The organism is Citricoccus sp. CH26A (genome assembly GCF_000224415.1).
Classification (GTDB): Bacteria; Actinomycetota; Actinomycetes; order Actinomycetales; family Micrococcaceae; genus Citricoccus.
The window spans coordinates 20,853-32,029 of the sequence record NZ_AFXQ01000003.1; the positions used below are offsets into that span (position 1 = coordinate 20,853).

12 protein-coding genes and 1 riboswitch are annotated in these 11,177 nt (G+C 73.8%); of the genes, 10 read left to right on the plus strand and 2 right to left on the minus strand.

The genetic code is table 11. The features are described 5' to 3' along the window. The first annotated feature begins 83 nt into the window (after positions 1-83). Genes idi through CITRI_RS0102580 form a run of 9 tightly spaced genes read left to right on the plus strand, consistent with a single transcriptional unit; the run spans position 84 to position 7,292 of the window. Entirely contained in the window at positions 84-650 is a 567-nt protein-coding gene (idi, locus tag CITRI_RS0102540; protein WP_010143006.1) for an isopentenyl-diphosphate Delta-isomerase, read from the plus strand. After that, positions 647-1,819: a polyprenyl synthetase family protein gene (locus tag CITRI_RS16000; RefSeq protein ID WP_010143007.1), complete on the plus strand. Its 1,173-nt coding sequence runs from the start codon at positions 647-649 to the stop codon at positions 1,817-1,819. The genes idi and CITRI_RS16000 overlap by 4 nt, the downstream gene beginning before the upstream one ends. Further along, on the plus strand, positions 1,816-2,664 hold the full coding sequence (locus CITRI_RS19565) for a squalene/phytoene synthase family protein (protein WP_010143008.1): 849 nt from the start codon (positions 1,816-1,818) through the stop codon (positions 2,662-2,664). The genes CITRI_RS16000 and CITRI_RS19565 overlap by 4 nt, the downstream gene beginning before the upstream one ends. Then, a complete protein-coding gene (gene crtI, locus CITRI_RS0102555; RefSeq protein ID WP_010143009.1) occupies positions 2,661-4,346 on the plus strand; it encodes a phytoene desaturase family protein in 1,686 nt (561 codons plus the stop codon). Before CITRI_RS19565 ends, crtI begins: the two co-directional genes overlap by 4 nt. Continuing rightward, positions 4,337-4,711, plus strand: a complete 375-nt coding sequence (locus CITRI_RS16005) for a lycopene cyclase domain-containing protein (RefSeq protein ID WP_010143010.1) — start codon at positions 4,337-4,339, stop codon at positions 4,709-4,711. The genes crtI and CITRI_RS16005 overlap by 10 nt, the downstream gene beginning before the upstream one ends. Next, positions 4,708-5,064 (plus strand): lycopene cyclase domain-containing protein, encoded by a 357-nt coding sequence (locus CITRI_RS0102565; protein WP_010143012.1) that lies wholly within the window; start codon positions 4,708-4,710, stop codon positions 5,062-5,064. Before CITRI_RS16005 ends, CITRI_RS0102565 begins: the two co-directional genes overlap by 4 nt. Further along, complete coding sequence (locus tag CITRI_RS0102570) at positions 5,061-5,939, plus strand: prenyltransferase (RefSeq protein ID WP_010143014.1); 879 nt, start codon at positions 5,061-5,063, stop codon at positions 5,937-5,939. Before CITRI_RS0102565 ends, CITRI_RS0102570 begins: the two co-directional genes overlap by 4 nt. Further along, positions 5,932-6,543 carry a hypothetical protein gene (locus CITRI_RS19280; RefSeq protein ID WP_010143016.1) on the plus strand — a complete coding sequence of 204 codons (612 nt, stop codon included), beginning with the start codon at positions 5,932-5,934 and terminating at the stop codon, positions 6,541-6,543. Before CITRI_RS0102570 ends, CITRI_RS19280 begins: the two co-directional genes overlap by 8 nt. After that, the gene (locus tag CITRI_RS0102580) at positions 6,540-7,292 is read left to right on the plus strand and encodes a glycosyltransferase family 2 protein (protein WP_010143017.1); all 753 of its coding nucleotides are present in this window, start codon (positions 6,540-6,542) and stop codon (positions 7,290-7,292) included. Before CITRI_RS19280 ends, CITRI_RS0102580 begins: the two co-directional genes overlap by 4 nt. On the opposite strand, the gene CITRI_RS0102585 is transcribed toward CITRI_RS0102580, so the two are convergent. Beyond that, positions 7,267-7,842 carry a pyrimidine dimer DNA glycosylase/endonuclease V gene (locus CITRI_RS0102585; protein WP_010143018.1) on the minus strand — a complete coding sequence of 192 codons (576 nt, stop codon included), beginning with the start codon at positions 7,840-7,842 and terminating at the stop codon, positions 7,267-7,269. The genes CITRI_RS0102580 and CITRI_RS0102585 overlap by 26 nt on opposite strands. 54 nt (positions 7,843-7,896) lie before the next feature. After that, complete coding sequence (locus CITRI_RS0102590) at positions 7,897-9,270, minus strand: APC family permease (protein WP_010143019.1); 1,374 nt, start codon at positions 9,268-9,270, stop codon at positions 7,897-7,899. Between the two features lie 166 nt (positions 9,271-9,436). Between CITRI_RS0102590 and CITRI_RS0102595 the strand changes: the two genes are divergently transcribed. Continuing rightward, entirely contained in the window at positions 9,437-10,954 is a 1,518-nt protein-coding gene (locus tag CITRI_RS0102595) for an FAD-dependent oxidoreductase (RefSeq protein ID WP_010143020.1), read from the plus strand. A 69-nt stretch (positions 10,955-11,023) separates the two neighbouring features. Further along, positions 11,024-11,127, plus strand: a riboswitch (TPP riboswitch). Positions 11,128-11,177 lie beyond the last annotated feature (50 nt).

Consider the following 11,177-nt stretch of genomic DNA (forward strand, 5'->3'; position numbering starts at 1 on the left):
AACACCACGATCGTGATACATCGCATCCGGGACGCTTAGGCTATGAGCGACGACGCCGGCACCGACCGGAAGGGGAACCCGCCATGGAGCAGACGACCGACGACCACGTGATCCTCGTGGACGACGAGGGCCGCACCGTGGGGCTGGCCCCCCGAGCCACCGTCCACGACGAGTCCACCCCGCTGCACCGCGCGTTCTCCTGCTACGTCTACCGCGACGACGGCCACGTGCTGGTCACCCGGAGGGCCCTGTCCAAGCGGGCGTGGCCGGGCGTCTGGACGAACTCCTTCTGTGGGCATCCCCGGCAGGACGAGGACGACCTCGACACGGTGAACCGCTATGCGCGCCACGAGCTGGGCCTGGTGGTCGAGGACGTGCGCTGCGTCCTGCCGGACTTCCGGTACCGCGCCGTGGACGCCTCCGGGATCGTGGAGAACGAGCTCTGCCCGGTCTACGTGGCCCGGGCCGCCGGTGCCGTGCAGCCCAACCCCGATGAGGCGATGGAACACCGGTGGGTGAGCCCGCAGGAGCTGGAACGGTGGGTGGGCGCGGCCCCGTGGTCCGTGAGCCCCTGGCTGGTCGAACAGCTCCCCGGCGTCCTGCCGGTCCTGGCCGATGGTGTCCCGCAGCGCGGGGGGAGCGGGTCATGAGCGGCGTCGAGCGCGAGATCCAGGACGTCCTGGACGGGGGCGCGGCCCGGTCCGAGCGGTTCGGCACCGGGCACCGGGACCTCTGGGCCGCCCTGGCCGCGGCGGTCGAGGGCGGCAAGCGCTTCCGTCCGCACCTGCTCACCGAGACCCATGCCGCGCTGGGTGGTACCGAGCCCGGACTCGTGGACCGCGTCGGTGCGGCCCTGGAGATCCTGCACACCTCCTTCGTGGTGCACGACGACGTCATCGACGGTGACGAGGTGCGGCGGGGCCGGCTGAACGTGTCCGGCACCTTCGCCGCGGAGGCCCGACGACGGGGCGCGGCTGAGCCGGTCGCCCACCACTACGGGGCGGCCGCAGGACTGCTGGCCGGTGACCTGGCCCTCATCACCGCCACCCGGATGATCGCCCGCTGCGGCGCGTCCCCGGAGGTGACCGAGGACCTGCTGGACCTGCTCGAGGACGCGGTGCACGCCTCCGCGGCGGGTGAGCTGGCCGACGTCGGGCTCGCCCTGCCGGTGGACGGGCGGACCGCGAGCGTGGCGGACGCCGTGCGCGTGGCCGAGCTGAAGACGGCCGTCTACTCCTTCGTACTGCCCCTGCAGGCCGGTGCCGTGCTGGCGGGCGCCCCGGCGGCGGCGGTGGCGGCACTGGCCCCGGTCGGCCGCCACCTCGGCATCGGCTTCCAGCTGCTCGACGACCTGCTCGGCGTGTTCGGCGACCCGGAGCGCTCGGGCAAGGGCACCCTGTCCGACCTGCGCGAGGGCAAGCCCACCGCGCTGATCGCGCACGCCCGGTCCACCGGCGCCTGGACCGAGTTGTGCGCGCTGGTGGGGAACCCCGCCCTCGATGACCGCGGCGCCGACCGTGCCCGCGCGCTGCTGACGGACTGCGGTGCCCGCCAGAGGGTCACCGCCCTGGCCAACGAGTTCCTGGACGACGCCCTGGCGGCCGCCGGTCGGCCACCCCTGACCCCGGCGCTGCACGCGGTGCTGGCCGGGATGGCCGAGGAGATCCGGCAGGCGGCGACGTCGGCCCTGCTCGCGGCCCCGGACCGCGGGCGGACGACCGCCCCGGCGCCGGACACGGTGCCCGGTGCGGTGCCCGGCGCCGCCCACGCGGGGTTGTCGCGCCGCGAGGGGGCCCAGTCGATGGCGGGGCGGTCATGAGCGCCCAGGACCATCGCTACGACGACGTCGCCCAGGCCAGCGCCGCCCAGGTCATCGCCGGCTACTCGACGTCCTTCGGGTGGGCGACCCGCTTGCTGGCCCGACCGGTGCGGACCCACGTGCGGAACATCTACGCCCTGGTGCGGGTGGCCGATGAGATCGTCGACGATCCGGACCCGGCCCTGACGCCGGCATGGCGCCGGGAACAGCTGGACGAGCTCGAGGCCGAGACCTACCGCGCCCTGGACAGCACCCGCAGCTCCAACCTCGTGGTGCACGCCTTCGCGCTGACGGCCCGCCGGTTCGGGATCGGACCCGAGCTCGTGGGGCCGTTCTTCGCCTCCATGCGCGCCGACCTGGTCCGCTCCCGGCATGACGCCCAGAGCCTGTCCGACTACGTGCACGGGTCCGCCGAGGTGGTGGGCCTGATGTGCCTGCGCGTGTTCACCGGTGGTGACGTGACGGCCTACGAGCGGCTCCGGCCGGGGGCCGAACGACTGGGTGCGGCCTTCCAGAAGGTCAACTTCCTCCGTGACCTCGCCGACGACCACGACCAGCTGGGCCGGACCTATTTCCCCGGCCTGGACCCGGCCGCGTTCAGCGACGCCCACCGGGACGAACTCCTGGACGACATCGACGCCGACCTCGCGGCCGCCGCGGAGGCCATCCGGCTGCTGCCCGACTCGAGCCGGCGGGCGGTGCGGGCGGCCCACGCGCTGTACTCGGCGCTGTCCCGGCGCCTGCGGTCCACGCCGGCGGCCCGGATCCGCGAGGCCCGCATCCGGGTCCCGGACGGACAGAAGGCCGTGATCCTGGTGAAGGCCCTGGCAGGAAGGACAGCATGAGCGAGCGAGTCGTGGTCATCGGCGGAGGGATCTCCGGACTGGCCTCCGCGGCCCTGCTGGCGCGGGACGGGTACAGCGTGGACCTCGTGGAGGCCCGCGAGGACTTCGGCGGCCGGGCGGGGAGCTGGGAGCGGGACGGCTTCCGGTTCGACACCGGACCGTCCTGGTACCTGATGCCCGAGGTCTTCGACCACTTCTTCCGCCTGCTGGGCACCTCCGCCGCCGCCGAGCTGGACCTGCAGCAGCTGGACCCCGGCTACCGGGTGTTCTTCGAGGCGGAGTCCCGGCCGCTGGACATCGCGGCGGACCGGCAGGCCAACGTGGCGCTCTTCGAGCAGGTCGAGCCCGGAGCCGGCCGTGCCCTGGAACGCTACCTCGACTCCGCGCAACGAACCTACGACATGGCCATCAGCCGGTTCCTGTACACCTCCTTCACCTCCTACCGCCCGTTCCTCGCCCGCGACCTCCTGGCCCAGCTCCATCGACTGGGTCCGCTGCTGCTGGAGTCCCTGGAGCGGTTCACCGGCCGGCACTTCACCGACCACCGCTTGCGGCAGGTGCTCGGCTACCCGGCGGTGTTCCTCGGCTCCTCCCCGGACCGGACCCCGAGCATGTACCACCTGATGAGTGCCCTCGACCTGACCGGCGGGGTGCTGTACCCGCAGGGCGGGTTCACCGGGCTGATCGACGTGATGGTGCGCCTGGCCCGCGAGTCCGGCGTCCGGTTGCACGCGGCGACCCCGGCCACGGCCATCGTCACGGAACCGGCCGGCACCGGTCGCCGCGGGAGCCGCGGGGTGCGAGACCTGGTCTCGGGAGCCCGGGCCCGGGCCACGGGTGTGCGCGTGCGCGGACGGGACGGGGCCGAGCGCGTGCTGCCGGCCGACGTCGTGGTCTCCGCCGCCGACCTGCACCACACCGAGACCACCCTGCTCCCGGACGGCATGCAGACCTACCCGGAGGCGTACTGGCGCAAGCGCACCTCCGGCCCCGGTGCGGTGCTGGTGATGCTCGGGGTGCGCGGGGGCCTGCCGCAGCTGCCCCACCACTCCCTGTTCTTCACCCGGGACTGGGACGCCAACTTCGGGGCCATCCGCGCCGGTGACGTCCCGGACCCGGCCTCGGTCTACGTGTGCCGGCCCTCGGCCACGGATCCGCACGTGGCGCCGGCCGGCCACGAGAACCTGTTCGTCCTGGTCCCGATGCCCGCCGATCCCGGCCTGGGCAGCGGAGGCCCGGACGGTGGCGGGGACCCGACCGTGGAGGCCATCGCCGACGCGGCCATCGACCAGGTCGGCCGGTGGGCGGACGTGCCGGACCTGGCCGAGCGGGTGGTGGTGCGGCGCACCCTGGGACCGGCCGACTTCGCCCGTGACCTCGGTGCCTGGCGGGGGGGCATGCTCGGCCCCGCGCACACCCTGGCCCAGAGCGCCATGTTCCGCACCGGCAACGTCTCCCGCCGCGTGAGGTCCCTCTACTACGCCGGCTCCAGCACCATCCCGGGAATCGGCCTGCCGATGTGCCTGATCAGCGCGGAGATCCTGCTCAAGAGGCTCCGCGGGGACCACTCCGCCAGTCCACTGGCCGCACCGCTCCTTCCCACGATCGGTGGCCCGACGCCGGCCGGCCCGGTCCCGGCGGCCGGTCCGGCCCCGGTGGGGACGGGGGACTCATGGCGGTGATCTACCTCGCCTCACTGCTGGCCAGCCTCGGCTGCATGGTGCTGCTCGACCGCCGGTTCCGCCTGGTGCTGTGGCGCGCGCCGCGGGCCGGTGCCGTGGTCCTGGCCGTGGGGCTGGTCTTCTTCCTGGCCTGGGACCTGGCCGCCATCGCCTCCCAGCACTATGCGGCGGGCACGAGCGAGGCCATGACCGGCATCATGCTGGCTCCCGAGCTGCCGCTGGAGGAGATCCTCTTCATCCTCTTCCTGTCCTACCTGACCCTGGTGCTGCGCGGGCTGCTCGTGCTGGCCCTGGGTGGACGGACACGGACGGACAGGACGGGCCGGCCGACACGCCGGACGCTGGCGACGGGGGAGCGGTCATGAGCTACCCGGTCCTGGCCCTGGCCTTCCTGGCGCTCGCCGCGGCGGTGGCCGTGGTCGCCACCCGGCGACGGCGGCTCGGGCCGAGGTGGTGGGCCGTCACCGGCCTGACGATCCTCGCACTGACGGTCCTGACCGCCGTGTTCGACAACCTCATGATCGCCGCGGACCTGTTCCGGTACAACGAGGAGCTGCTGGTGGGCTGGTATCTGGGCCTCGCGCCCGTGGAGGACTTCGCCTGGCCGCTTGCGGCCGGACTGCTGCTGCCCTCGCTGTGGGAGCTGCTGCACCCCGCGCCGGCCTCCCCGGCCGGTCCCCGGACCGACGCCCAGGACCACCCCCGGGAGCGGTCATGACGATGGTGCTGGGTGAGGCGACGCGCCAGCTGCTGGGCTCCTCCCGGCCGGTGAGCTGGGTCAACACCGCCTATCCGTTCGCGGCGGCCTACCTGCTCTCGGGCGGCGGGCTGACCGCGGAGCTGGTGATCGGGACCCTGTTCTTCCTGATCCCCTACAACCTGTTGATGTACGGGATCAACGACGTCTTCGACTATGAGTCCGACCTGCGCAATCCGCGCAAGGGCGGCATCGAGGGCATCGTGCTGTCCGACCGGTGGCACGGGGTGACCCTGTGGGCCTCCGGCCTGCTGGCCCTGCCCTTCGTGGTGGCCCTCGTGGCGTTCGGGGACCTGGTCTCGACCCTCGTGCTGGCCGTGACGCTGGCCGCGGTGGTCGGTTACTCGGCCCCGCGGATCCGGCTCAAGGAACGGCCGGTGCTGGACTCGATGACCTCGTCCACGCACTTCGTGGGCCCGGCCGCGTTAGGCCTGGCCCTGGCCGACGGCGCCTGGACGGTGACGGCGGCCGCCTCCCTCGTGGCGTTCTTCCTGTGGGGCATGGCCTCGCAGGCCTTCGGCGCCGTGCAGGACGTCACCGCGGACCGCGAGGCGGGCATCGGTTCGATCGCCACGGTCCTGGGGACCGCGACCACCGTGCGCGTGGCCATCGGGCTCTACGCGGCGGCCGGCGTCGTGATGGTGCTGGCCGGCTGGCCCGGGGCGCTGGCGGGACTCCTGGCGATCCCGTACATCCTGAGCATCCTTCCGTTCCGGTCCCTGCCCGATGATCGCTGCGAGGAGGCCAACGCCGGCTGGCGGCGGTTCCTGTGGCTGAACATGCTCACCGGTTTCGCGCTCACGATGCTCTTCCTCTGGATCGGCCTGCGTGGCTGAGCGGACCCGCACCCCGAGCCGGGCACGGCCCCTGCGGTCGGAGGCCTGGCGGGTCCTGAGGGTCGAGGGACGGTGGACCGGACTCGTGGCGGACGCCGCCGCCGTGCTCACCGTGGTCAGCCTGCTGGCCGGCCTGCTGGACGGCGCCGTGGCCGTCGCACTGTTCGCCCTGGTGCTGCTGGGCCACGTCGTGATCCGGCTCGCCCCCCTGCGGCCCGCCGTGCAGGCCGCGACCGCCGTGGCCCTGCCGGCCGCCGCCTGGGCGGCCATGGCCGACGCCTACCAGCGGGTCTCCTGGCTGGACATCGCCGCGCACTTCGCCGTGACCGGGCTGCTCGCCGTCCTGGTCGCGGCCGGGGTGTACCGGGCGGGCTGGCTCCGTCCGGGCGGGGCCGCCGCCGGGACCGTCCTGCTCGCCACCGCCCTGGGGGTGCTGCTCGCCGTGGCCTGGGAGTTCGGGGAATGGGTGGGGCACACCCATCTGGATCCGGCCATCCAGGTCGGGTACGACGACACCATCGGGGACCTGGCCGCCGGCCTCGCCGGTTCCCTGACCGCGGGCGTGCTGTACCGCCGGCTGACCACGGAGGGGAGGACGCCATGACCGCGGGCGACCACGACGTCACCGTGGTGATCCCCGCGCGCAACGACGCGGTCCTGCTGGACCGGTGCCTGCGCGCCCTGGCCCGCCAGACCCGGGAGCCGGCCGAGGTGATCGTGGTGGACAACGCCTCCACCGACGCCACGGGCGAGGTCGCACGGGCCCACGGGGCCACCGTGGTCGAGGAGGAACGGATCGGGATCTGGGCCGCCGCGGCGGCCGGTTATGACGCCGCGTCCAGCCCGGTCATCGCCCGGCTGGACGCGGACTCCGTGCCGCCCGCGGACTGGGTCCAGAAAGTGGCGGCCGGGCTGCAGCGCCGGCCGTCCGCCGTGGCGCTCACGGGCTGGGGGGTCTTCGAGGACCTGCCCAGGCCCGTGGGGGCGCCGGTGGCGGCCCTCTACCTCGGCGCCTACTACGTCCTGGGCCACGCGGCGGCCGCGGGCCCCGTGCTGTGGGGGTCGAACATGGCCCTGCGCCGCACGGCCTGGCACGAGGTCAGGGATCGCGTGCACCGCTGGGAGCGGGAGGTGCACGACGACATGGACCTCGCCCTGGCCCTCGGCCCCCGCCAGTCGGTGAGCTTCGATCCCCGGCTCGTGGTCGGCGTCTCCGCTCGGTCGCTCAAGGGGGCCTCCCAGCTCGTGCGGCGGGTGCGCCGTGCCCGGCGCACCCTGGAGCTGAACTTCCGCGAGGCCCAGCCGTGGGAACGGTGGGCGGAACGGCTCAGGGCCGCTCCCAGTCCTCGATAGGACCCGGCACCACCTGGAACAGCGGATGGACCTCCGGATCGGTCACCGCGCGGAGTGCGGCGTGACGTTCCGGGCTGCGCTCGGCGAGCTTGGCCAGCAGGTGCTGCCACTCGAAGGCCACCTGGCCCTCCGTGACCGGGATGGGCCGCACCGGCGTCGTCGGTGACACGGGTGGCACGGGCGGTACGGGTGGGATGCCCGGGGGCGTCACCGACGGGGTGTCCTCAGCCCCGGGTGCCCCGGGTGCCCCGGGTGCCCCGGGAGCACCGTCCTCCGTGCCCGTCCCCGTCCCGGACGCCGCCGGCGGACAGTCGATCCGGGATCGGTCGAAGCGGTAGCCGCGCCGCTCGGCCTCGTCGGCCAGGGCGGCCAGGTACGCACCCATCGCCGCAGGGGTGTCCGCGTGCCGCCGGAACCGGACCAGCTGCGGATGGGAGCGGTAGCCGCGCGTGCGCCCCGCCAGGACCGCCTGGGCCAGCAGGGCCTCCCGCCAGCCACCGGTCAGGCCGGGTCGGTCGAGGTACCGGGGGTGCAGGGTCCACAGGCGCATGCACCCATCCTCTCGCGGATGCCGCCCACCGGTTCCCAGTGCGCTCCCGGCGGGTCAGCGGGACCGGCTCTGTCCGGCGTCGGGCGTCTCGACGGCCGGTTCAGCGGTCGCCCCGGACCGGGCCCGCCGGTGGCGCCAGGCGGCGATCCCGGCGAGGACCGCCGCGCCGGCCAGGAACGGCAGGCCCAGCCGCCACACCTCCCACTCCACCTGCGTGGCCAGCGCGATGCAGGACACCAGCCCGGCGACCGGCAGGAACGCGGGCACCCGGAAGTGGCGGTGCTCCACCGCGTCGCGGCGCAGCACGAGCACGGCGGTGTTGACGGCCGCGAACACCACCAGCAGCAGCAGGACCATCGTGCTGGCCAGGATGTCCAGGGTGCCGGTGAGGGCCAGGACCAGGGACAGGGCGGTGGTGACCAGGATGGCCACCCACGGGGTGCGGCGCCGGGGCAGCAGCGCGGCCAGCACCGGCGGCAGCAGCCCGTCCCGGGCCATCCCGTAGGCCAGGCGGGAGGACATGATGCCGGTGAGCAGGGCGCCGTTGGCCACCGCCACCAGGGCGATGGCGCTGAAGATCACGGGCGGGATGATGCCGGCGGCCTCGACCACCTGCAGCAACGGGGCGGTGCTGGCGGCCAGCTCCTCGGTGGGGATCGCCGCCGAGGCGGCCATGCCCACCAGGGCGTAGACGACCCCGGCCACGGCCAGCGCCCCGAACAGGGCCCGCGGGTAGGACCGTGAGGGGTCCTTGGTCTCCTCGGCGACGTTCACGCTGGTCTCGAAGCCCACGTAGGAGTAGAAACCCAGGACGGCACCGGCCAGCACGGCGGAGACCGGACCGTGCTCCGGCGTGCCCAGCTCGACCAACCGGCCCAGGTCCCCCTCGCCGCGGGCGAGGACGACCACACCCAGGGCGATCACCAGCAGCAGGCCGGAGACCTCGATGATCGTGGCCACCCGGTTGGCGCCCATCGACTCCGTGATGCCGCGGGCGTTCAGCGCGGCCAGCAGTCCCAGGAACACGATGACCACCAGGGCCGCGGGCAGGGTGATGAACTCGGTCAGGTAGTCACCGGCGAAGCCGAGGGCCAGGGCGCCCACGGAGACGATCCCGGCGGACAGCATGCAGAACCCGACGAGGAATCCGGTGAACGGCCCGAAGGCACGCGTGGCGTAGTGCGAGGAGCCCCCGGCCCGCGGGTACTTGGTCGCCAGTTCGGCATAGGACCCCGCGGTCAACAGGGCCAGCACCAGGGCCGCCACCAGGGGGACCCAGACGGCCCCGCCGGAGAGGCCGGCGATCTCGCCGACCAGGACGTACACCCCGGCCCCGAGGACGTCACCGAGGATGAACAGGAACAGGCCCGTGGTGGTGACCGTGCGGCGCAGGGATCGGGTCTCTCGGGAGGCGGTGGTGGAGGCCATGGGATCACAGTAGACGGCACCGGGGCGGGGTGCCGAGTCCCCGTGCGCATCCGGGGTCTGAGAGGGTGCGATGCGCACGGTGCCCCTCTACGATGACGGTGTTCGCCTCCCCGCGCGGGACGCGTCCGCCATCGGACCCCGCAGGACGGAACAGGACGGATGCAGCATGGACCCCAGGACGTCCCTCTGGCATGACACCCACCCGGTCCCCGCCACCGGCACCGGTCGCCTCTCCCCGGGGGACCGGTTCGACACCGTGGTCGCCGGGGCGGGGTTGACCGGGCTGGCCACCGCCGTCCTGCTGGCGCGCGCGGGCCAGCGCGTGACCGTGGTCGAGGCCCGATCGGTGGGGGCCGTGGCCACCGGGAACACCACCGCGAAGGTCTCGCTGCTCCAGGGCACCACCCTGGCGGAGATCAGTCGTCACCAGTCGGACCAGGTGCTGCGCTCCTACGTGGAGGGCAACCGCCGGGGACAGTCCTGGCTGCTGGGCTACCTGGACGAGAACGGGATCGACTACCAGCGCAGGCCCGCCTACACCTACGCCACCACCCACGAGGGCCTGTCCCGGCTGCACTCCGAGCTGGAGGCCGACCGTGCCGCGGGACTGGGCGTGACCTGGACACGGGAGACGGACCTGCCCTACCCCGTGGCCGGGGCGATCCGGCTGGAGGACCAGGCGCAGGTGCACCCGATGCAGGTGCTCGACGTCCTGGCCACCGAGTTCCGCCAGCTCGGCGGGACGCTGGTGGAGGGGGTGCGGCTCACGGGCGCGGGCTACCGGTCCCCGCTGGCCGTGCACACCTCCGCGGGGGAGGTCAGGGCCGGGCACCTGGTCCTGGCCACGGGGGCCCCGGTCCTGGACCGCGGCGGTTACTTCGCCAAGCTCAGCCCACACCGTTCCTACGCCCAGTCATACCGGGTTCCGGGACCCGTTCCCCAGGCGATGTACCTCTCGGCGGACAGTCCGTCCCGCAGCCTGCGCACGGCCCCCATCGACGACGGCGAACTGCTGCTCGTGGGCGGCAACGGCCACGTGGTGGGGCGATCGGCCTCGCCGCAGGCCGCCGTGGACGCCCTCGAGGCGTGGACCCGGGAGCACTTCCCCGGAGCGGAGCGCACGCACGCCTGGTCCGCGCAGGACTACCGCTCGGCCAACCTCGTCCCCTTCGTGGGGACACTGCCCCGCGGCGGTGGGCACGTCTACCTGGCCACCGGCTTCAACAAGTGGGGCCTGACCAACGGCGTCTCGGCCGCCCTGCGGATCTCCGCACAGATCCTCGGCGGTGCCACGGACTGGGCCAGGCCGATGGATCGTCGCCTCACCTCGCCGGCCGACCTGCTGACCGGCCTGAGGGACAACGCCGCCGTCGGTGCACGGCTGGCCGGCGGCTGGGCGTCCGCCGCACGGAGACCACTGCCCCAGGAGCCTCCGGCCGAGGGCCAGGGCACGGTAGGCCGGGACCACGGCCGGCCCGTGGCGGTCTCCACGGTGGACGGGGTGACCTGCCGGATGTCGGCGGTCTGCCCGCACCTGGGCGGCATCGTCTCCTGGAACGACGCCGAACGCTCCTGGGACTGCCCGCTGCACGGATCACGCTTCACCGCGGACGGCACCCTGCTCGAGGGGCCGGCGGTCACCGGCCTGCGGGCACCGTCGGCCGCCGGGGGACGGGCGGACTGAGGCGCACTCCCCGCAACGGGAGGACCGTGGCCGAGGGATCGGGGGGGGTGCCCTATGCTGGTGCCACATCGTGAACGACAGGGGAGCGCCGCCCGGCGCTGAGAGTGCGCCCAGCGCAGACCCTCGAACCTGCTCCGGTTAGTACCGGCGAAGGAAGTCGAGTTCTCCGATGGAGCGTGGGGCCCGGTGCCCGACGCGCCCGGATCCCGAGGGTTCGGGCGGC

Excerpts from the sequence above, each read along its gene's own strand:
- CITRI_RS0102565 (WP_010143012.1), top strand. The coding sequence starts at position 4,708 with ATGAGCTACCCGGTCCTGGCCCTGGCCTTCCTGGCGCTCGCCGCGGCG.
- CITRI_RS16005 (WP_010143010.1), top strand. The coding sequence starts at position 4,337 with ATGGCGGTGATCTACCTCGCCTCACTGCTGGCCAGCCTCGGCTGCATG.
- CITRI_RS0102590 (WP_010143019.1), bottom strand. The coding sequence starts at position 9,270 with ATGGCCTCCACCACCGCCTCCCGAGAGACCCGATCCCTGCGCCGCACG.
- CITRI_RS0102580 (WP_010143017.1), top strand. The coding sequence starts at position 6,540 with ATGACCGCGGGCGACCACGACGTCACCGTGGTGATCCCCGCGCGCAAC.
- CITRI_RS19565 (WP_010143008.1), top strand. The coding sequence starts at position 1,816 with ATGAGCGCCCAGGACCATCGCTACGACGACGTCGCCCAGGCCAGCGCC.
- CITRI_RS16000 (WP_010143007.1), top strand. The coding sequence starts at position 647 with ATGAGCGGCGTCGAGCGCGAGATCCAGGACGTCCTGGACGGGGGCGCG.
- CITRI_RS0102585 (WP_010143018.1), bottom strand. The coding sequence starts at position 7,842 with ATGCGCCTGTGGACCCTGCACCCCCGGTACCTCGACCGACCCGGCCTG.
- crtI (WP_010143009.1), top strand. The coding sequence starts at position 2,661 with ATGAGCGAGCGAGTCGTGGTCATCGGCGGAGGGATCTCCGGACTGGCC.
- CITRI_RS0102570 (WP_010143014.1), top strand. The coding sequence starts at position 5,061 with ATGACGATGGTGCTGGGTGAGGCGACGCGCCAGCTGCTGGGCTCCTCC.
- idi (WP_010143006.1), top strand. The coding sequence starts at position 84 with ATGGAGCAGACGACCGACGACCACGTGATCCTCGTGGACGACGAGGGC.
- CITRI_RS0102595 (WP_010143020.1), top strand. The coding sequence starts at position 9,437 with ATGGACCCCAGGACGTCCCTCTGGCATGACACCCACCCGGTCCCCGCC.